Here is a 22,411-nt window from a genome sequence, read left to right as displayed (position 1 = left end):
CCAACTGAGGCAAGAAAAGTACAGAAAAACGATGAATAAAGAGGAGTGTTAAAGACAGATGGAAAAACTCCTTTTACCGTACTTCGTCCTTTAAAATTATTGGTTTAATTTTAGGCAGCGGCAGCCGCAAATGCTATCTGGCCTTCAGACTGATTTTGCATTGCCATACTCTCTTAAAAGAGCGTTTTGACTTTCTACCAATAACTTATGCATAAGAATACGCTTTGTTCATACCCTGCAATACTGTCATACAATGCACGCTATGCTAGAAAATACAACGGGATAGCCACAACTAAAATTGAATCAAAAATCCAACCGCTATCCATTCAACAAGCATAAATTCAATTAACAAGAATAGGGTGTTAACCACGATGACCGACAAGCCTATAACGGCTCCTATTTCAGTCTCCTCTATTTTCCTCACCTTTCTTACATTAGGTTGTCTTTCTTTTGGTGGGCCGGCGGCACACTTAGGTTATTTTCGAGAAGAGTTTGTGGCAAAAAAACGATGGATCAGTGATGAAATCTATGCTGAATGGGTAGCGTTATGCCAGCTTTTACCCGGCCCAGCCAGTAGCCAAGTCGGTTTTTTAATGGGGTGGCACCAAGGGGGCTTAAGAGGGGCTTTTGCTGCATGGCTTGGATTTACTTTACCCTCTGCACTGATCATGCTCGGATTTGCACTCAGCCTAAGTTGGATCCCCACACTCTCAGAATTCGGGCTTTTCCATGGGCTAAAATTGGTGGCGGTGGTGGTGGTAGCCCATGCTGTATGGTCAATGGGAGAAAAATTCTGCCATTCCCGTTCCACCTCAACAGTGATGGCCGCTAGCTGCGCCGGTGTCTTTCTTTTACCTTCAGCGGTTTCTCATATTGTCATTATCTTAGTCTCTTCCGTCATTGGTATGATGGCGTGTCACCCTTCCCAAACTCAATCGGCTACAACCAATACTCGTCCCGTCACTTTTTGGTCTGCCAATCTATGTTTGATGGTCTTTTGGGGGTTATTAATCGGATTGCCTTTTTTTGCATTACAAAATGAATTGACACAGTTGTTTTCGAATATTTATCAAGCCGGTGCGCTGGTGTTTGGTGGCGGCCATGTGGTATTGCCGCTGCTACAGCATTCTTTAGTCGATGGAAACATCGTGAAAGAAGATATATTTTACGCAGGCTACAGTGCGGCACAAACCCTACCTGGGCCGCTGTTTACTTTTGCCGTCTTTCTCGGTGCCAGCACAGCATTAATCATTCATCCGGTTGTCGGTGCCGTTATTGGGTTAATCGCTATTTTCATGCCTGGCTTTTTGCTGCTAATGGGCGTATTGCCCTATTGGGGGAAATTAAAACAGAACCAACGTATTCTTGGCGCACTGGCTGGGGTGAATGCTGCGGTGGTAGGCATACTATTGGCCGCCTTGTTTAGCCCGCTATGGATCAGTACCGTACACAACGGGGTTGATTTTGCGATCGTCATTACCCTTTTGGTTGCAGCAATGCGTTGGCACATACCGCCATGGGGAATTGTCCTCAGTGGCGCCGGACTGGGGATGCTCACCACTTGGGTAAATTAATGCCAGAGGCTTTACTCCAAATACAATCCATCCGGCACAGGTTGAATAGAGCCCACCAACTGACGCTCAAGTTCGGTTATTTCTCTCTGAGGCGTCATTTTAGTGGCCACTCTAAGCACACCCTCCAGACGAGTCACTACCTTACCAACAGCCGACCCCGGACTCATCGCCAAACCATATCGACGCGATTCGATTAACCCCATGGTTTGGTCATTCGGGCTCAAGACTTTTAGTATTCCGGTGTAATCGGCCAGATATAAAGGCTTTTGTTGAGTTCTGACCAAATCAACATCCGTTGCAGAGAAAAACTTGTGCTGGTGCTCATGATCACCATGAGTGTGCCAAAAAGACGTTAAATCACACCCTTTGGGAATGCCGATTTTGACTGTAATTTCGTCTCTTCCAGGAACACCCGCCGCCGCACTGTAAAAGTAGCCGCCACCACATCGAAGAATGGCACCCATAAACTCTTGATCGTGTCGAATAGAATACGGGTTATACACATTGGCCGCCGCCACAACGGCGTCCACTTCCGATTCGAATCGCTCTTGCCATTGAATAGTGGCAACGGGCACTGCCTCTCTATCGTGGCTGTGACTTATTTTTTCATCACTCTTTATGTTTGCCTGGGAACATCCCATCAAGAAAGCGGACAAAGTAACCGCACCTATGATTGAGCTGCACTTTATGACTGTATGCTTGATTGTTGCCATCATGATTTTGCGCCTCCATGTTTGAAGCACTCACTGTGGCAAAGCGGACAAAAATTAACCTTTGCAGCATAAAATGAAGGCAGAATTTATACTTGGGAAGCGTATGGAAAAACTTCGGAAAGGCTTCGGGAGAAAAAACTATTTGAATATCATATGGTTAACGCTATATTCCCAACCAACTATTCACAAAATAGTCACTCGAAAAGCAAAATAAGGCGCCAAACACAGGTACCCAAACCTTTTCCGAAGTATTCGCCCACCTTGATGTAAACCATTGCTCGGTGATAGGCGACTAATTTTGCTGATTGATCGGGGCAACCCAATCACCAGTAAGACATAACAGCACAAAGACAAGTACAGCACGAAGACACGTAGTACGGTTTTCACATGCTGTGACGGTATCAAACCATCCTAATCCAACGTTACTCAAAGGTATTAGCAACCTTGGACAAGCAGCCCACGATAAACACGGAACACCATTCTTCCCCACCAGTAAAGGACGAAGCATGGTTAAACAATGGATTTACGCTGCATGAGTGGCTCATTGAACCCTTGAAAGGCAAATTCACCACCTCTGGCCACAGTGTACATATCGAGCCCAAGGTGATGGATGTATTGCTGTGCTTGGCAAAACGCCCCAATGAAGTCCTCAGCCGAGAGGAAATTCTCAATACTGTTTGGGCAAAAGTCGTAGTTAGTGAAGAAGTACTTACTCGCTGTATATCTGAACTGCGCAGCGCCCTAAACGACACCAGTCGAGAACGACGCTTTGTTCGCACCCTGCCAAAACGGGGTTACAGTTTGATTGTGGAGCCTTTACCTCCGGTAAGCACTACAACAAACACCACTGCAAATACAATTACGAACACCACTACGAACACCACAACCACTGGGCTGACGCGGAACGCATCCGCAGAGACGGCATCACAGGCTACTGAAATAGTCGGTGACACCCCTACATCATCACCCTCATCGTCCAATAAAAAAGACGCTCCACCAAACGACGACATTCTGATAGACCAACCTCTTCACTCTTCCCCACATGAAACTCACCATGGCAGCAAAAGCATTACATTAACCATTAATCTTATTGCTTTATTACGCACCTTAATTGTGACGCTGGGCCGGGTATTCAGTATTGCCATTGCCGGTGGTATTGCCGCCCTAGTGATATTTTTCATCATTGGGGTTATGTTTGATAATCGCTCCAGTGGCGAGCTCTTCAATCAATTAGCCAGCGTGAACAGTTTGGACGATATTGGCCAACTGTTTATCGAACCCGCCGTAGAAAAAACAACGACGGAAGACATCAATATCGCTGTATTGCCTTTCCTTAATTTATCCGGCAACGAAAAAACAGATTACCTCAGTGCGGGGCTCACGGAAGACATACGTAATACGTTAATTCGCAATGGTGGCATTCGCGTCGCTGCACGCACTTCTTCCCAAGCCATGGTGGATCAAGCCATTGGTATTCGGGAAATAGCACGAAAATTAAACGCACAACACATTGTTGAAGGGACGTTAAGAGTCATCAACAACTCTCTTCGTATTACCGTTCAAGTGAGCGACGCCATCAGCGGATACCCCACTTGGGCAGAAACCTACAGCGGCGAGTTAAATCACCTGTTCGATTTACAAGACAATATTGCCAGCGATTTAATTCGGGCATTAAACCCATCGACCATCACCACCACCAACGTCAATACACGCTTCACGGCAGGCACTGATAATATCGCCGCCTACGACCACTATTTATTGGGTCGCCATCATTGGAACCTCCGTACAAAAGAGTCCATTGAAACCGCCATAGGCTACTTCCAACGCGCCATAGACCAAGATGAAAATTTCGCTTTAGCCTACTCTGGCTTAGCAGATTGCTATTTACTCACCCACCTTTACGGTGAGGAAGCACTGGACAGCGCCATCGACAAAGCATCACCACTCATTGAAAAATCCCTCGCCCTCAACCCCAACAGTGCAGAAGCCTACGCCTCCTGGGGTTTGCTAGAAAGTTTTCTGGAACACCAAGAAAATGCGAGACGCTATTACCAAAAAGCCGTCGAACTTAACCCCAATTACTCCATGGCACGCATGTGGCTCGGCTCGGTATTATTGGACTTAGGCGATGTTTTCAGTGCACATGAACAATATCAGGTCGCCATTCGACTCGACCCTCTGCACCCAGCAGTACAAGCCAATTATTTACAATCGCTCTTATCCATGGGCCGATACCAAGACGTTATCTCCCATGTGCCACAGTTTTATGACACCTCACAATCCGACGCCATTATCATGATGGAAATGATGGCCTATTTAGGTCTCGGTGATTACGCCCGTGTTTTGGAAACCGCCGAGCGCTACACCCTTTCAGGAAAATACGAAATGGCCCAAGCACAAATTGTGCATCAAGCCTTCCTGGCAATGAACATGATGGACCGCGCTCTAGAACAACTGGAATACGTAAAGCAGCTCAACAATGGCCACAAGGGCAAACGCATTGCGGCATCACTGGCTGCCCATGCGATTGCCAACGAAGAATTACCGTTGTTGCAAACCGCCATAAACACCTTAAATGAATACGCCAACACCAGCACTGAAAAAGCCTACAGCTCTCAGTGTTACCTAGAATACATTGCATTATATTCAGGCATACAGAGCTGGTTTCAGTCGGATTACACAGAAGCCGCCTCCCTTTTCCAAGAAAGCATTCGCCTGAATGAAGTACACAGCTGTTATCATCAAGCCGATATCACGTTGACCTCTTATGCGTATCTTATTAAAAGTTTACGAGAATTAGGTGAAGAAAATAAATCACACCAAACTTTTATTGCCGCCACCGAACATTTGCGATCACTGCGACAAAAAGGGCAATCTGGCACCTTATTAGCGATTGCAGAAGCGGCATTATTCGCCGCCGCCGATGACACCGACAAATTGTTTCAATCTCTGATGGAGTGGCAAGACAAAGGCGTACAGCTTTATGGATTTTTAAACAGCAGCCCTATTTTTAAAGACGCCCAACAATCACTATTAACGCACCCAGAAATACAATCCGCCGCACGAGCACTAGAAGAAATGACTCAGCGATGTCGCCAAATCGTATTACCTACGATTTGATATGGCCATTGAATATAAGATCTGCCTAGATGCCAGCAAATCCAAACGCCGTGCTTCCGTGCTTTGGGCATAATATTATTTTTCGGCCAAAGTCCTTTATACAGTATTTCAAACAGCATTCCTTTTAGAGGTGCTTTTGTCAAACGTTTATGATTTGAGCCAACCTGCCTTAACCTTATTTTTCCAATCAGCCTTTATCAATCTCTAAAAATAGCGTGCCGTGTGGTAATCGAATCATATAATACCTTTTTCTTGTTATCGTCACTCCCATCACGAAATTTAAGGTAATTTTGTCTTAAGCCTTCAATGTCTTTCTTAATAAATTTTGTGGGAGGAAAAAAATCAATGGTTGCCTCTGGGGTAACATTATTTTTTCGTTTAAGATCCTCCAGCCCTTTGTAAATACGGAATTTCGGTGTAACTCGGGTTTTAACTCTAGCATCGGCTTCTAAAGTAACAAAATTCGAACCATCTCTTGCAACCACAGTTATCCAGTGATAACCCCCTCTAGGATAATTTATCATAAATTTATATCCTGGCCGATATTCAAAATCTGTTACATTTTCATGAGGATTCGCAACAATTGAAATAGCTTTTTTATTTTTATAAGGACTGTACATTTTTTTTGCAATTTTTTTGAGTCTAGATTTCACACGACTTGTAGTACTTGGAAGAGTAAAATTACCAAGGAAAGGTATTGATTCTTCATTTTCATTTTCATTTTCATTTTCATTTTCATTTTCATTTTCATTTTCATTTTCACTCACATATCTGTTTTTACTATAATATGCAATCAAATTAGAAAGATAACCTGAAAATATTCCACAATCATTTTTTCCATAAATTGCCAAAGCGGAATCACCACTATTTATAAAACCGTTAAGAATCTTGATTTCTTTTTCGAGGAAAGCTGCATTAATATTTACTACTGCTGGTATATCTTCAAAGCTAGCAAATCTTACGGATGGTATCCATTGATATAATTTAGTCTCAGTATCAGTCCCATCATCGAAAGCGACCTCTTGACATTTATAAAGTTGCGAGGGCGCTGGCGGATCCGCATCGATAGTGCTGAACAAGGATAAACCTTTAGATTGATCATCATTCAGGATAAAATATTTTTTTGTTTCTGTACCATACAAATGATCGTAATTAAGTGTAGGTTCCCCAAATTCATCTTCAACTCTTTGAATCGGTGAATGAACAGCACTAGGTATTACTGCAGAGTGTTTTAATAGACAATTTCCCATACCTTTATGTAAACTACCACCAGCTGAGTAAGTGCTTAAGGCTCTCTCACCCATCACATCCGCCTCCCTCTCCAGTCCCGCATCATCATTCACAGATGTTTTTCCTTTTAACTGCACGGTCGGCTTCACTCTCCCTTGCTTCTGCTGTACCACATGCCAAGCCTCATGCGGTAAATGCTTCTCCTGCCCAGGCCCCAAATGAATATCCGTACCTTGCGCATACGCATGGGCCTGCAACTGAGCAGGTTTGCGAGAGTTATAATGCACCTTCACATCATCCATTGAATAACCGGAAAGACTTTCAATGCCATTTTTTAATCGATCGGACAGCCCCGTATTATTCGCTTTTTTTTGTACCGGCGCAGTCATGGACGGTGACGATATTCCTGCCCCCCGCTTAAATTGCATCGGTAAGGATGACTGACCCGGTAAGCCAGACTGCGCACTGCCAGACAGTTGCGCACTCGATGGCTGATGAATGACAGCGGATTGAGCATCTACATGGTCATTCTTTTGTGTGGGTAATCGGTTTTTTTCTTCATGGGTTTGCATAAAAATTCCCTGTCGATAGCTGTGCGTTATTGACGTAAGTGGATATCCACTAATTATTTAAAGACGTGAATCCGCCCTGACCATCAGGTATTTTCGGTTCAAAATTCACAACCGGTGGTTCAGGTAATGTGGGTTCAACGAGAGGCGGTGTATCGGAAACTTCCCGTTTACCCAATCGCAATTTCTGCTCCCAAGTAATCGACCAGAGTGCCAGTTTACTAATAGGATCGTTGCCGCCATACAAATCCGCCGCACGAGCTAACACCGCCGTGCCTAAACGCCAGTCTTTGGTGTGGGCAACAAAGTTGTTGGTCAGACCATGCACGTCGGCACTTTCAATGGCCGTTGCCGGGTGGGCTTCGGCCATATCCCAGCGTTGGGCGGTATTACTCATATGCACGAGTAAACCGGTTAATAGTTCTTGTGCGATGCGCTCACGCTCTACCGCATTGCGAATTCCGTCGGCGTCACCAGGTTGATCCACCACCAGTAAATACATCGCCATTTGCAACGTAATATCACTCTCCCCGGTTTCCACGTGGGTGATTTCGCCGTTGCCCACATGGGTAACAAATACACCCGGTGTATTCTGGTGGACTTCCAATAACTCGGTGGTTTCCATAAAACCCGGCAACACCACACAAGTTTTCAGTTCTGGAAAATTTCTTTTGAGGTTGTTAACAATGCTATCTAAAAATGTTTGTATTGTGGCCATAATTTTTCACTTCCAAATGAGATTACCAATCGGACACTAAATTTTCATTTAGGGTTTTTTCCGTTTTAAAGAATTCCTGTTCAACCGCTTCGCGCAGCAATCCCATGGTAATGGGCTGTTCACTTTCTGCCGCCATGAACGCCGCCTGCAACATCACATTGCGAATGGCACCGCCCGACAGACTGATGCGTGCTAATTTTTCAAAGTCGATATCTTTTGTGGGCGTTTTTTCGGGTAAGGAACGTCGCCAGATTTCCATGCGCTCTTCCTTACCCGGAAAGGAAAATTGCACAATGAAGCCTAAGCGACGGGTAAAGGCGGGATCGATTGCAGCGCGCAGGTTAGTGGTAAGAATGGACAGGCCATTGTAAGATTCCAAACGTTGTAACAAATAACTTACACTCATATTGGCGTAGCGGTCTTTGGAATCTTGCACTTGGGTGCGCTTACCGAAAAGTGCGTCGGCTTCGTCAAAGAGCAGCACCGCGCCGCTGTTTTCCGCCGCCCGAAATATTTTATCGAGTTTCTTTTCGGTTTCACCAATATATTTATCGGCAATACTGCTCAGATCCACCTGATATAAATCCAAATGCAAACAACTGGCAATGGTACGTGCCGCCAGGGTTTTACCGGTACCACTGCTCCCGGCAAATAGTGCTGCCATGCCTAAACCATAGGAAAGGTGTTCGGCAAAACCCCATTGGCGACAGACTTTGTGCCGCTGCTGCGCCTGGGCGACAATAGCTTGCAGATTTTGTTTTTCCTGCTTGGGTAATACAAGATTGTCCCAGCCTACATAGGAGGGGGAATAAACATGGGCCAAGCCCTGTAAATCCTGGCGTAATTGTTCTCGGCTGTATTGCCATAAACGGGTTTTGGTTTCGCTTGAAGAAGAGGCAAGCGACGCTTGTGAAGCAATATCGCGTATCTGCCGCGATGTGAGTTTAAATTGCTCCGGCAATACTGAAGCCACCTCTTGTGGTGTTTCGAGCAGGGTATCTTGCAAATGATATTGCCAAACCTGTTGCTGTTCTTCTACGTTAAGTTCATCTATTTCATGGTGTTGTACAGGCAGTTGCAATAGCTCTAACGGCTTACTGGCATACATCAGACAAGAGCCGGGAAGCTCGCTGAATAATCGTTCCAGCCAGTGCTTTACAGAAAATTCATCGAATCGATTTTTTTCGTCATCCATGTAAGATTGACAATCAATAAGCATAAGACATTGGCGAGCAATAATTTCTCTTTCCAATACCTGTAAGTAAGCATTTTGTTCTTCGGTGTTCGTTGGTAGGTGATGTAAATTCCATACATAAATATCGCGCTGCTGGTGTGCGGCGAACAAAGCCGCCACTTGATAGGCACGCTCATCGCTGCAAGCAATTAATTGAAGCGCGCGCTCACCATAGGGCGTATCTCTCCTTGTTTCGCTCAGTTTGAGTGCGACAATGTCATCACCGGAAAGACGAGGCGCCTCTGCATAAATTGGCTGTATTACCTTCATCAATTGCTGATCAATAACAGGCTCTCCTGTTATATAAAATAAAGTCCATTGACTTAAACTAAGACTGCGCTGTAAAAGGCTATAATGGGAAGAGTTAATCTCTAACAATTTAAAATACACAAGCGGTTGTTCGTGAGAGAGTGCTGCGCAATGCCCAGAAAAACAACGCAAAGCCAATGCTAAATTGGGCAATGATTGGCCGATTAACTGCTCACACAACGACGAAATTTCTGGGTCAAGCTCCGCCCCAATGCACAGTAATAAAAGTTGTCGGTCAAATTGGCTAAGCTCGAATAAAGTACATAGCCGATTGAGCATTACAGAACCCGTCTCTAACGCTAGTTTTGAAGTGTTCTCTGATACCGTTTCTTGAACTAAAGCAAGGTCAGGGCGCTGATTTTGTTCTGTCACTTGCAGGTCAGGATTTTTACCTTGAATGCAATCCTGGGCAGGCGCCACCATGGCGGTTAAGCGAGTTAATTGACTATTGCACGCTTGCTGGCTCACCTCGTCAGTTAGCACATTGGCACCTGCCAGATGACGGCGCAACATTGGTTTTATTTCCGCTATTTCCGCTAAAAGTGCTTGATAATTATTCTGTTTATGCTGCTGATGCATTGCCATAAAGAATGATCCTTTTAAATATTTAATCCGTTGGCGACCGGTTCAACATACGCCTGTATTTGACTCTGAAACCCTCCTTGACTGAAGCTATGGGTCACACGCTCCACAATGTAAGTGCCATTAGCACCACTGCGCAGGCCATCCACTAGAATTTTTCCTTCAGCAGTAATATGTGGGTTACCCAATACCGTTAACTGTATCTTTTCATTATCACGATTCACTTCTTTAAACTTTGCTTCAGCGGCGGCTTCGGCCTCGGCTTGATTGTTGTAAATAATTGAATCACGCAAAATCATTTCATTTTTTTGGGGCTTTTGTGGCGGCATGTAAACTTCCTGTTCAATACCGGATTGAAAGTCAGACCATCGAGCTCCCACCTTGGTAAAGTCGTGCTGCTCAGACAATGTTTTACTCCAGCTCAATACATCTTGTGCTGGAATTACTACCGGCAACATAGGCAAACCGGATGCGGAACTTCCTTCTCCTCGGGTCATAAAGAGTAGGTTGCCCGCCATAGGTTTTACAAAAGCATTAAAACGCTGGGCTAGGCGTGTTAGAAATGCAGAATCCGATTCATTACATTGATGAACCACCGGTAGCTTCCTATTGGCCAGCTTGGCACTGACCTTGGCGATTAAATCGTATTTTTTTGCAATATCGGAAACAATCGTACTAAGACTTTCGTCTCCCCAAGTCAACATCGACTCACCGCTTAATAAAGTGGGCGTCGCCGTCACTGATAACGTTCGTCCGCCACCGGAGCCACTGGCATGAACCTGATTCACAATAAAATCCCCCATTTCAGACGTTAAGGCCTGATACCCGAGGGAAACGGATAAATTCACACCTTGTGAGGGAATAGCTATATCGCGCCCCCAGAAAGTTTCTCTATCATCAAATACCAAGCTAAGTTGATCACTTACTTCACCATTATTGAGTACCACATTAATTGACACTAAACGATCTATAAATGCCGGGCTGGCTGGCAGACCGTTAACACGAATGGAAAACGCGGGAGCAGTGAGACGACTAAGGCGCGCGGGTATATTTAAAGGAACGACCATAACAATTTACCTTAATCCCATAGTTTAACGAACTGATCTTGCTGTGTTTCCGGCGTTAAATCCGGTAACACAATATTCACTCCAGCGGGTAAATTGGGGGGATAATTTGCCAAAATAGGATTCGCCTTTAGAACGGCCTCTACCTGTAGGTTTGTTTGATCCTCTAATTGCCCACCCTGCAAAATACCACCTTCCAACAAAGATTTATTTTCCGCCAGCTGCGGGTCAACCGCCATGGCCGCCGAACCAAAATTGACTTGTTGGGTATAATATTTCCAACAAATCCAGTCGAGAGTATCGCCAGCGGTGGTGCGATAATAATGTGCCATCGTTGTATTCCTATTTTTTTAATGCTGCTGCTTTATAAAGCCTAAAAAAGCATTAAGTCTTCGTGGTATTTTTTTAAGCTCAAACTAAATTCAATTTTGCGAGGGGCACCATTGGAAAACAGCACACTTCGAGTTTCCTGAATGGATTCAATAATCCAACGGCCATGAGGAAAACCATTACCGTCAATGAGTGGCAAGGCTTTACCCAAACTAGCCGTTAAGCGCATAAGTGACATCTGCAAAGGCCCACCTTTATATTGTGGGTACATCACCCCGTTGAGGGTGATGGTGTCGTCCCCAGGGCCAATAAATTGGTGAGCTGGCCCACCTATTCCCGTGTGTTTTAACACCGGATGACCCAGGCGATTCTGACTGGCCCACTGGTACTGCGTACTGCGCTGCAGTTGATCAAAGGCAGATGTCTCTACGGAAAAGAGAATTGATCCTAATAGCATCATCATAAGGGTTACTCACTAAATATTAATATTTCCCATAAACGCTTGGGGGTTTAGGCATATTAAAGCGATGGCCTTTTTGCTGGTGACTTAATAAAGTTTTTATCTCTTGCATTCCCTGTTGAAGATTCTGAATGGATTGAGATTGCCCAGCACTCACTTCCTGTATCTTTTGTGTTATTTGATTCATTTGCGTTTCTACCCTTTGAAGTTTAGCCGAATCACTTTTTGCCAAATTTTGTATCACCTGCTCAACCACACGAATTCCCGACACACCTACAAGATCATCACTCTTTTGTGTAAAAGCACTTTTATTCGTAAAAGGGTCTTTTTGTATAGACTCGTCTTGTTTTATAGAATCGTTTTTTGAGATAAAAGAAGACGATGTTAAAAATTCGAAGCCTGCATTATTGGCATATTGTTCACCCTCGCCATACGAATTTTCGGAATCGCTTAATGAACCCACAACTGGATATGAATAATTATCCGCCGCACCATCTTTGTATGACTTATTCTTAAAAAAATAATCCTGAGGAGACGAGTTTCGATAAAAAAGAGGCTTTACACTATTTCTACCTTCCGCTCTTCTCTCAGCGCCATTAGCAAGAAAGTCAATCACTCGCATAGGACGACCTTTGCCCACCGAGTTAAATACGCTCATAAAGGCACAGCTGAAAATTTTAGTGCCGCCATTAACACTATTAAAGCAGACATTCTTTTTAACAACCCGAGTCTTTGAGGCATCACTATTTACAGTCACTTGACGACTATTATTCGACGAATAGTCATACTGATTCACAAGAAAATTCGACCTCAATATGCTTGTGCCTTCACTTGTTAATCGACTGCCGATTAATTTCTTTACAGACCTCCCCTTCTTTACTGATTTTTCTTTTTTCAATCCCAAAAGCAAGGCGTAAGGAATCGCATAATCAGAGAATGAATACTGCAAGCTGAATTCAGACAGAGGTATTATTTTAAACACCCCCTCTTTTCTTTCGAATAAGTGACTCGCCAGAATACAGGCTTTCACCACACCAAAAATTGCTTTTCTATTTTTTAATCGCTCTGATTTTTCCATTATTGCCCTTCCCTAATCCTCAAGATTCCTCAGCCTTTTCCCGCACTTTCTTTGCCGTATCTAACCACATTAACAAGTCTTCTTCGTCTAGGTTTAGCAATTCCTGTAAACCCCAACCACTGCGCTGCCCTAATACAAATACGGCCTCACGCAATTGATTGGGTTCTAGGATAAAAAATCGGCTAGCCTCTCCTGAAGCGTTTGGTAATCGGACAGATCAAGCAGTTCGATATGTTGAGGAGCCATATCACACAAGTTGGCAATCAAACGAATTTCTTTTTCAATTTCACTGCCATTGGCTTTTTCGGCAATAAGCCGATCTCTCACTAAAGGCCGACGCATAGTCAAAGTCTCGATTATCATTCCATCAGCCGTTAAGGGGAACTTCAAAATAATCACTTGTGCACCCATAGGGGCTTCCGGTTTATTTTTAGGATTAACTTGGGTAAATTCATGAGCTTGCATATCTATCTCCTAGGGGTTTCAGTAAAACATCACTTTTTATTCTTAATTAAATCCAGACATACTCCATCCTTGGATATACACTGGATTGCATTAGGCAATTTGATTAACGCCAGCAATATTGCGAATTCGATTATTCACATCAATCTCAATCAAAATTTCAGAATTTATTTGCAAGCGGTAGTAGCGTAACGCGAGTCGAAACTTTAAAGGCGCATTTTGTCCCGCCGCCCACTGACCTAAATCCAACTCAATCACGTTACCTTCAAGAAAAACAACAACAGGTAACACTTTTACGCCACTTACACCCGCATCTTCCACTTGCAAACCGCCGCGCAAAACAAAAGGAATTTGTCCGGCACTATCACCACTAAAGGCGCTCACCAACATATCCGCCGGGGTGCCGCGAAAGGAAAGCGGAATAGGGTTGTTGTCTTTAATCCCGAACTGCTTTATGACAAAAGGGTCGTATTCACTTAAAGTCATATCACATTCGAGCTTTTCCATTCCCATATCCACTTGCACTGGGGCATCTAAGCCACCCATGCGAAATTCCTCTGTACGATTGACCAATCTGGGCAGCGTTATATTTTCGACACGCCCAGCGTAGCCTTGACCATCAACAAATAAATTAAAGTTTTTGAGCACCTTGGGCAGCATGATAGTTTCCTTTAGAGTCCGATGGCTGTGCGCATTTCTGCCAATTGATCAACACCATCAATGACTCGCACCATATTGACTACATCTACTTCAACCAAATCTTCTGTACCAATGGTGAGTTTGTAATAGCGCAGCGTCACATTGGCATTTAACGGGGCTTTTTCACCGGGCTTCCAACTGCCCATGTCTAGGTCTTTCCAAGCACCAGTGAGTTTTACAATCACTGGTACCACACCATTCTCCGCATCCAAACCGCCACGCATAGTGAGCGAGACCTGGGCACCGTTACGCAAACCAAATTGTTTAATGATGTCAGCATTGTATTCAGAGAGCGAAAAACTGCACTCCAATTTATCCATGCCCATTTCCAAATCAATGGGTGCATCCATACCACCGTTGTAAATGTCAGACATTTTCAATGAAAGCTTGGGCAAGGTGACCTGCTCAACTAAACCGGCGAAGCCATTACCATCAACAAACAAATTAAAGTTTTTAAGAACCTTAGGTATAATCATGCGAAAATCTCCTCTAGATAATCATTAGTCAAGCGGCTACGAAAAGTAATGTGCTCAGCCGGAAATGGCGGTGTAAAATCAAAATCAAAAAATACTTTCCCCTGAGCAATTTGATCCGGAGTATTTAGATCCGGGTCGGCCCAGCATTCACCATTAATAATTGCACCTACGGCTTTTAATTGGCGAAGAAAATTATTCACGCTTTCGGTGACTTCTTCCACATAGGTTTTGGTAATATTTCTATCCACGGCTCGAAGATGTGCGCGCAACAACGAGTCATTAATAATATCGGCGGTTCTGCGTACACTAATAAACGCAAATTTTGGATCACTTGAGCAAGAGCGGTTGCCCCAAAGTCGATAACCATTTTGATGAACAATAGTGGCAACTTCATTTTCATTAAGCAGATTTGCTCGCGCCAATTTATCACCAAGGGTAAAATCGATGGCACGAGAAGTTCCCGTAATGCCCAGCATAGGACGGTTAGAAGGGCTCCACCAAAAACCACGCTCGTTATCCGACTTCGCAATAATGCCAGCTACACGGCTGGACGCCGGTTGCAACACCTCACTATTGGAAACGCTATCGAACACTACCACTTTTGGATCAACAAGAAATAAACGTGCGCTGTCGAACTTTTCACGATATTCGATGGATTGACTGTCATCAGAATCCGGACCATCCGCCACCACAATGGCACGCAAGCGTTCTGCTACACTTATCAATTTATTAACGACAGTCTCATCATCTGTAAAGCCGGGGGCAATCAAGATTCTTGGTGTTACCTTCAATTTGCTTTCAGAACCCACTAAAGAAAGGATACCTCCGTCTGCATTATCGACACTAAGCAATGCGGTTTTGTCAGCAAGCTTTTCACTAGCAACGGAATACGCTATAGACAATGTTTCTGTATCGGTGATTCTGCTATTAGCAGTGATCGTTAATAGGTCAAGACCATTTGGACCAGCTTTACTGGCAATGATGTAATCGATATTTTCTTGATAGACAACTTCCTCAGCATTAACTGTCAATTCAGTCGCCGTTATATCACCAGCAGTATCAACGATACCTGCATCAGTACTGTCTACTTCAGTATCAACACCAGCCAAACTATCATTTGTAGACGTATTAGCTCCTATTTGTTTTTTACTTTTTACAACCAAATCGGAAGTATAAAAATGACCCAGTTCAACCGCACCCTTTTCAAGAGTAAAATCCTTGGCCACTTTTCTATCCTTTGGCTGGACATTGACCACCACCACCATCGCACCGGCCTGATCGAAAATTGCGTTTAGCGCATCCGGTATTGTACTGACGCCATCGGGTGTACCGAATTGATCTATTGCTTCTTTACGTGAACCACTAATTAATATGGGCTTATTAGTTGGGCCCTTTTTAGCTGTACCGACCAATCCAATTACAGATGAGGTAACACTACTAACTGGACGCGCACCACCATTAAGCTCTACCACTTCTACGCCATGTAAAAAAGACATAGCTTTTCTCCTTTGTTGAAAAATAAAAAAACACTCAAAATAATCGACAAAAAATATTTTTATCAATCATTATTCGCTATCCCATGCTAACTAAACTCTTATTAATAAAAAGAACATCCACAGTCCAACTTTCGTTATCACTATAACTTTTTATATCACAATAAATCCTCCAAGTTTTAGCAATGGAGTGCGGACGCACATAACAATAAAAGCCAACAGAGTCGTCATCAATATTCGTTCTCCCTGCGCTAAACCCCACGACGGCAGCAACGTATTTTTCTGTACTCATGTTCGTATTTTTACTAGAACCTCCAGACACACTAAATCTTTTATAAACAAATGGCTTTTCTCCATTTACATTAAATCCGGAATTCGTATTGATTGACTCGGCATTAATCGATCCATTTACATCTAATTTAGATTCAGGGTTTTCTGTTCCTATCCCTACATCACCATTAACACCTTTAATAATGACATTGGTGGATTCAGAGTCCCTCGCACCTTTTAAGAAGTGTATGTCTGTAGAATCCTGCCCACCTCTTATACTCACTCGTGCTGCTTGGTTACCTGCATTATCTTCAGTAGTAAGCTCTATAGCCTTCGTATCCGAAAACAGATTTTGGGTTATACCAACCGAACCAAAGTCATCACCTCCCGAAATCATAAAAGGTTCACTTAGCTCTTTATTATGAAGACCAACGCCAACACCTATAGAACTATTGACTTGAATGTTGTCATTGACTTTTACGGACTCGGTATTAATTGTGTTGCTGCTAGTAAGACCAGACTCAAAAGTAGCCTGATTTTTAAATTTAGCGCTTTGGTTAAATGTGATTCTGCCATGAACATTCACCTCCGAGTTAAAATCGACTGAACTCCCTTCATCAAAACGTGTTGATTTGGCCACTAACAATTCACCGTTTAAATCATTGACAACACTATTTTCACAATCGACGGCTTTGCCACCCGCTAGCAACCGAATCTCAGAATTTTTACACCCTTTAATAACATCTTCGCCTCGACCTTTATTTACATGAAGGTATTTCGCCTCAATTCGCTGAACGCGATCAAGGCCGCCAATGGCTGGACCCTCTTTTGCTGCTTTATGATTAATAATCATGCAGTTCAAGACACAATCCTCAACACCGCTGAGCTTCATTGCTCCACCATCAAAAGGTGTCGATATGTCGCCGCCAAATCCTTCAAGGCCACCTCGCCCATCAAAACTCCAGCCAGAAAATTTGACACCCCTGATGCGCTGACTTCCAGGAGAGTCTAAGGAAAATCGTGCTTCACTATGTGCTTTCACGACGATAGTATCGTGAAGATTAAACCCAATAATAGTGACATTACTTTTTATGAAAACTGGATTTTTTAGGATATAAGCAGGACGACCATTAAACGTATTTTGAGGTTCATCGCCCATTCCACCCCAAGCACCATTAGATAAATCACCTTCCGTTGTCTGTTGAATAGGACTTAAAACAATTGTTAGATTTGCCGGAATAACGGTGTCACTACCTTGGTTAAAAATATTATCGAATTCTAATTGAGTATGAATTTTTACGGTATTTTCACCCATTAATAAATTATCACGGGCAATAGGCATTTCTAAGTTTGCGCTTCCGTCAACAACGACTTCTTTTGCCTCATCGCCGGTTAGAGTTAAGTCAAAAGCCAGCACAAAATCAGTACCCGCGATTTTTTCGGCAAGTTTCTCTTTGGTAGAGGAATAGACCGCAAAAAGTTCTCCCGTCTCTAGAAAAAAGCCAATTTCAAAAATAGGATAAACTTCTGGTACTTCAATGCCTCGATCTTGAATAGTGGCGGCAAGATGCAATTGATTTTGCAGGTTACCAATTAATTCGCCACCCGCAACAGCAACTCGCTGAATTTCATTTTTTAACGCTATCATTTCCTTATTTGCTTCATAGGGCCCACTACCATTTCCCTGATCACCATCTCCCACGGCCACATGAGAAATTTTAGCTTTTACACCAGGCCCACTTTCATTCATTAATGCCTGTATACCGGCATCGGTAATAATTGGTCTAAGAGATGTGCTCATATTTTCTTCCTAAAATTTTTACTATTAATCAAAATTTCCGTTGTTAATTTTTCTCGACCACCGCCGCCATATTAAATCGCTTATAGCTTACGGCTTCACCTACCGCGCTTAAGGTCACATTTGCTTGCTGTACGGTGCTAATCGTAAATGTGTAGTGACTTCTTGCCGGCTTGACTGAATCAATGGCTTGTCTGAGTTTTTTATTGAGTTCTGCACTACCAATACCCGAAGCATTGCTGTTCACGAGCAAATCGAGATTAAAGGTGTGAGGAACCCCTCGCGGAGATTGCTCCCACCATTCCGTGAGTGTGATACTCACATCTGACAAAGCATCCAATGCCTGCCGTATCGCAGCACGAGTACCTTTGTATTTTTGAACCACCGCATTTTTTCGAATTAAATCTCGACGGCGTTTCTCTTCTTCAATTGGGTCATCTTTATTGTCATGCCAAATATCCACCGAGGTAGTCCAAGCTAACCAGGGTAACAAAGTGGCCGGACAACGACTTGGGTCCCACAGGGTGTCCAGCTTCACGGGCAAGTGATTAATTCGCTCCGTGGTCGCAGCCAAACTCTGCTCCAATGCACTGCTACTTGGGGGTAAAAGGTGTTCGTTATTAACGAGAGAGCGGCTCGCATAAAGGTACTCTTTGTCATTTACGTCGAAAACACTCACCAATAAATACGACGCCCCTAACGGGATTATGTCCCCTACAAATTCGTGTAAAAGCGGCTGACTAGCATAATAGTGAGGCTGACTTTCCCAACCACCATTGGTAAAGCTAAATTCAGCAATCAGGCTCCCCTCAGAAATCTTTTGTCGATGAGTACTGCCCCAGTGCAATTGGTAAATTTTGTAGTCTTTACGTTCCCTGTCATGCCCAATCGTTAATTGCCCTTTCAATTGACCTTTAAGGGTAGACTGGTTAATGAATTGAATGGCCTCTAAAGTAAAATTCTGGCGATTATTCTGCATTACCATTCACCTTATATTTCCACGCTTTGTCCATAGAGCATTTCACCAAACTCATTCTTAGTGAAAACCAGAAAATGAGTGGCGCCGGTTGGAACATTAATTCGCGTAGAAAAATCATGCTCCAACGAGCTAAGCGATTTAGATAATTCTGCAATGGCTGGAAGATCATAAGAAACTCTTACCGCTTTACCTTCCAGTGATTTATTGAATACGTTAATTTGTTGACCATCCATCTCGTAGTCATCCCCTTCAACATAAAAGGTTTTTCCATCCAAGCTCACCATGACAATATTTATCGCACCGCTGTGATCAAGGGTTAGCTGTTCATTAACAACGGTATAAAGTTTTGCGCCCAACGGAAGTTTCTCCGCATTGTTCCCCCCCCAATAAAGGGCGTAATGAGTAATGTCTGTTTCATCAAGCGCCGGCTCTATAGTGACAACGCCTTTTAATTTACCTGCCGCTGTACTTTGATTCGTAAAACTGACCCCTTCCGCCAAATCTGTTGGCGCAGCCGTCGCATTCGCCGAAGAATCAATAGATAAAATACTGCCACTGGGCGCCTGATGCCTTTTGATAAGAATGTCGGTTGTTGGTTGGTGCAGTTGCACATTTTTCACACCGGGCTGATGTAAAATCGAAAATAAGGCCGCACGAGTAATATCAAAACCCAATTTATGGCTTTTTTCGATGTACGCCTTAGTGGCTGCCCGAGCTAACTCAAGTACCTCTTGAGCGCCCACCCCTTCTGCAAGAACTAATGTCGCATTGATCGTATAAGGTACGATGTCTGCCGAATTTACGCTCACCAAATCGGTGATGGGGCGTACGTTATCATCATTTAAAGCATCGGATACCTTGGTTAATAATTCTGGTGATGCTTTACCATCCTCTTCTGTGCTTAATATTCGTACCTCAACTTCACCAGGAAAATCGGAATAAACCACCACGTCTTTGACCTGAGCAGAAGCCGACAAGGCATGAAATACATAAGCTCCTACAGGCCCAGCAGTGGAAAAACCTTCGAAGGCGAGCTGTGTGCGCTCCCTCAAACGCTCATCACTTTCAAACACAGGTTCGATACCTGCGCTAGGTTCACCGGGCTCTAGTATTAAGCGCTGTATGTTCAGCAGCGCGGCCAAGTTATCTAAATTTGCTCCTGTCGCTTTCGCTAGCATGACACCTTGCGCAGACTCATTGATGCGATGAAGCAAATGCATTTCTCTGTAGGCCATTATTTCCAATAATTTTGTTATTGGATCGCTGGGCAACAAAGCATCCACATCTATATCGGGTGCAATAGCTTTTAGCTCAGTTTTGGTTGCCGCCAATATAGTGTCATAATCTAAGGCTTCTAGAATATTGGGCGGTGGCAATTCTGATAAATCAATTTGAGTAAACGCACTCATAAGTTAACCTTTTCAATAAAATTTAATTAATCTGTAGTGAGTAGTGTCTGGCTCGGATTCGCTCGTATTTTGTGACCGTGTTTTGTTGTCACCTCATCCCCCTCAACTAAAACACTTTCCTGGGAATCGCTCAGCTGTGTTTTTCCAGGCATCAATCTCGCAGTTTCTTTTTCCACCTCAATAGGGCTAGGAGGATTACCCACCGTTCCGCCCACATAAGTCCATTCCATAGCGGCTTTTACTAATACCATTTTTCCATTTACCGAAATTCTTTTTCCTTTTTCTTCTTTCAGCACTCCCTGAATCCAACTTCCAGTTGCATTTTTATCCTCCACATGTTTTGCGCTTGAAGTAATAATTTCTACATCACCTTCTATGGCTACTTTTTTACTCATCCCTTTTTCTCACTTACTGATTGATAACTGTAAAAAATTATTCGACGTTGAGTGTGCCTTTTACCGTTACGTCTCCTTCGATGGTAATCGCTGAATCCTTTGCTGCGATGGTAATATTTCCGTCTTTTTTCAATCGAATCTGTGTTTTACCCGCGCTCAATAGCACTTCATCTTTGGCTGTTAACGACATTAAAATACCGTCTTGATCTTCATCCTCCGGTTTGGTTTTTGCGGACAAAATAAATTGGTGTTTTTCACGATCATAAATGACACTCGAACCATCTTTATAAACCCGCTTATGAATATTACCTGTGGGTTTTACACGCTGAGGCAATGGCTCTTGTGGTTTTACTTTTCCATCGTTATCACTTTCAAAAGTTAATGCGCCACGAAACAAAGATCCGACAATCACGCCTAACGCGAGATTACCCGAAGGCGCAACCACGATTACTTGCTCATCCTTTTCTGGCACCCACCACTCGCCGTCATAGCCCGCTCGTGCTGAAGACCACGGCATCCATGTACGAATGAATGAGCCCTGGGTTTTTCCACCGATATGAACCAATACTCGTGGAATATCATCCGGCGCCTTAGGATCTTTTGAGCCCTCACTCACTACCGTTCCAATACGCACCATTCCACCTAACATAGCTTCGTGGTGATCCAGTTTTGCTAGAATTTTTACATCACCATCTTCTTCATTGGTAAAAAAATCCAGCTCATCTTCCTGTTCATTAATAGACATAAAATTTTCTACCGTTGAATCGTAAGGTTTTCTAATTTAATGATGCGATTATCGGGTACGAAAAAACCGTCGATATCTAAACTGATGACTCCAGGCTTCAAACTACGAACTTGTACTCGAGAAATTTTTAACCGAGGTTCAAAGTTTGTTAATGCTTCTATAATTGCTCCTTGCATAGTGGCAATTAGCAAGGCATTTACAGGCTGGTCAATTAAATACATTAATCGCGACCCATAGCTGCGCCGCATAATTCTGCTACCTATTGGCGTTAACAAGATATCGCGGATGGATTGTTTTAGATGTTCAATATCTGTAATGGCTTTACCTGATTTGGCATTCATACCTGACATTATGCTTCCCTCGTTATGCAATGCTTCCTATATGAAATACTGAAAATTCCATCATTCAGTAGCAAAATAATTATTTTTATTTTTATTTTTATAAATTTGGCGTACAAAAACACATTCAAACCGAATTAATCCGGCCTTATCGAAAGACACTCTCTTAAAAGAGGAGGGAACCTCTATAAATTCGTTTTTTTAGCGCGATAATTTTCTAATTTTTTCTACCGGAACACTTACCGAAAATAATTATCATTACGCATTTATTTACAAAAATATTGGATAAAAATTCGTTCTTTTGATGATTTTTTCTCCCTATTTGTATATTCCAGACGCACGTTGGCCGCATAGCGTGACAAATCG

General features: G+C 43.3%; 20 protein-coding genes. 2 read left to right on the top strand and 18 right to left on the bottom strand.

Annotated features, from left to right (window positions below):
• The first annotated feature begins 371 nt into the window (after positions 1-371).
• Positions 372-1,574: a chromate efflux transporter gene (chrA, locus tag LU351_RS17445; protein WP_232595379.1), complete on the top strand. Its 1,203-nt coding sequence runs from the start codon at positions 372-374 to the stop codon at positions 1,572-1,574.
• An 11-nt stretch (positions 1,575-1,585) separates the two neighbouring features.
• Here the strand turns inward: chrA and LU351_RS17440 are convergent, their stop codons facing one another.
• On the bottom strand, positions 1,586-2,290 hold the full coding sequence (locus tag LU351_RS17440; protein WP_232595378.1) for a DUF4329 domain-containing protein: 705 nt from the start codon (positions 2,288-2,290) through the stop codon (positions 1,586-1,588).
• Between the two features lie 441 nt (positions 2,291-2,731).
• Between LU351_RS17440 and LU351_RS17435 the strand changes: the two genes are divergently transcribed.
• Entirely contained in the window at positions 2,732-5,407 is a 2,676-nt protein-coding gene (locus LU351_RS17435; RefSeq protein ID WP_232595377.1) for a winged helix-turn-helix domain-containing tetratricopeptide repeat protein, read from the top strand.
• 197 nt (positions 5,408-5,604) lie between these two features.
• Here LU351_RS17435 and LU351_RS17430 read toward each other — a convergent pair whose 3' ends face one another.
• The 17 genes from LU351_RS17430 to LU351_RS17350 form a co-directional block, all read right to left on the bottom strand.
• Positions 5,605-7,209: an eCIS core domain-containing protein gene (locus LU351_RS17430; protein ID WP_232595376.1), complete on the bottom strand. Its 1,605-nt coding sequence runs from the start codon at positions 7,207-7,209 to the stop codon at positions 5,605-5,607.
• A gap of 49 nt (positions 7,210-7,258) precedes the next feature.
• Positions 7,259-7,924 (bottom strand): hypothetical protein, encoded by a 666-nt coding sequence (locus LU351_RS17425; RefSeq protein ID WP_232595375.1) that lies wholly within the window; start codon positions 7,922-7,924, stop codon positions 7,259-7,261.
• Between the two features lie 22 nt (positions 7,925-7,946).
• A complete protein-coding gene (locus LU351_RS17420; protein WP_232595374.1) occupies positions 7,947-10,052 on the bottom strand; it encodes an ATP-binding protein in 2,106 nt (701 codons plus the stop codon).
• 14 nt (positions 10,053-10,066) lie between these two features.
• Entirely contained in the window at positions 10,067-11,116 is a 1,050-nt protein-coding gene (locus LU351_RS17415; RefSeq protein ID WP_232595373.1) for a phage late control D family protein, read from the bottom strand.
• Positions 11,117-11,127: 11 nt separating this feature from the next.
• The gene (locus LU351_RS17410; RefSeq protein ID WP_232595372.1) at positions 11,128-11,445 is read right to left on the bottom strand and encodes a tail protein X; all 318 of its coding nucleotides are present in this window, start codon (positions 11,443-11,445) and stop codon (positions 11,128-11,130) included.
• A gap of 41 nt (positions 11,446-11,486) precedes the next feature.
• Positions 11,487-11,906, bottom strand: coding sequence for a phage tail protein (locus tag LU351_RS17405; protein WP_232595371.1), 420 nt, complete (start codon positions 11,904-11,906; stop codon positions 11,487-11,489).
• A 19-nt stretch (positions 11,907-11,925) separates the two neighbouring features.
• Positions 11,926-12,981 (bottom strand): hypothetical protein, encoded by a 1,056-nt coding sequence (locus tag LU351_RS17400; protein ID WP_232595370.1) that lies wholly within the window; start codon positions 12,979-12,981, stop codon positions 11,926-11,928.
• 165 nt (positions 12,982-13,146) lie between these two features.
• Positions 13,147-13,446 carry a phage tail assembly protein gene (locus LU351_RS17395; RefSeq protein WP_232595369.1) on the bottom strand — a complete coding sequence of 100 codons (300 nt, stop codon included), beginning with the start codon at positions 13,444-13,446 and terminating at the stop codon, positions 13,147-13,149.
• 90 nt (positions 13,447-13,536) lie between these two features.
• On the bottom strand, positions 13,537-14,103 hold the full coding sequence (locus LU351_RS17390; protein ID WP_232595368.1) for a phage major tail tube protein: 567 nt from the start codon (positions 14,101-14,103) through the stop codon (positions 13,537-13,539).
• 11 nt (positions 14,104-14,114) lie between these two features.
• Positions 14,115-14,618: a phage major tail tube protein gene (locus LU351_RS17385; protein ID WP_232595367.1), complete on the bottom strand. Its 504-nt coding sequence runs from the start codon at positions 14,616-14,618 to the stop codon at positions 14,115-14,117.
• On the bottom strand, positions 14,615-16,114 hold the full coding sequence (locus LU351_RS17380) for a phage tail sheath C-terminal domain-containing protein (protein WP_232595366.1): 1,500 nt from the start codon (positions 16,112-16,114) through the stop codon (positions 14,615-14,617). Before LU351_RS17380 ends, LU351_RS17385 begins: the two co-directional genes overlap by 4 nt.
• Before the next feature lie 76 nt (positions 16,115-16,190).
• Positions 16,191-18,182, bottom strand: coding sequence for a phage tail-collar fiber domain-containing protein (locus LU351_RS17375; RefSeq protein ID WP_232595365.1), 1,992 nt, complete (start codon positions 18,180-18,182; stop codon positions 16,191-16,193).
• A 43-nt stretch (positions 18,183-18,225) separates the two neighbouring features.
• On the bottom strand, positions 18,226-19,158 hold the full coding sequence (locus tag LU351_RS17370) for a phage tail protein I (protein ID WP_232595364.1): 933 nt from the start codon (positions 19,156-19,158) through the stop codon (positions 18,226-18,228).
• Positions 19,159-19,169: 11 nt separating this feature from the next.
• Positions 19,170-20,567, bottom strand: coding sequence for a baseplate assembly protein (locus tag LU351_RS17365; RefSeq protein ID WP_232595363.1), 1,398 nt, complete (start codon positions 20,565-20,567; stop codon positions 19,170-19,172).
• Positions 20,568-20,593: 26 nt separating this feature from the next.
• Positions 20,594-20,962: a hypothetical protein gene (locus LU351_RS17360; RefSeq protein ID WP_232595362.1), complete on the bottom strand. Its 369-nt coding sequence runs from the start codon at positions 20,960-20,962 to the stop codon at positions 20,594-20,596.
• A gap of 37 nt (positions 20,963-20,999) precedes the next feature.
• Positions 21,000-21,707, bottom strand: coding sequence for a phage baseplate assembly protein V (locus LU351_RS17355; protein ID WP_232595361.1), 708 nt, complete (start codon positions 21,705-21,707; stop codon positions 21,000-21,002).
• Between the two features lie 8 nt (positions 21,708-21,715).
• Positions 21,716-22,057 (bottom strand): GPW/gp25 family protein, encoded by a 342-nt coding sequence (locus LU351_RS17350; protein ID WP_232595360.1) that lies wholly within the window; start codon positions 22,055-22,057, stop codon positions 21,716-21,718.
• Positions 22,058-22,411: the final 354 nt, after the last annotated feature.

The organism is Marinibactrum halimedae, assembly GCF_021234875.1.
Classification (GTDB): Bacteria; Pseudomonadota; Gammaproteobacteria; order Pseudomonadales; family Cellvibrionaceae; genus Marinibactrum; species Marinibactrum halimedae.
Note: the sequence above shows the minus strand (reverse complement) of the source record. Positions and strands in the feature narration are given on the sequence as shown.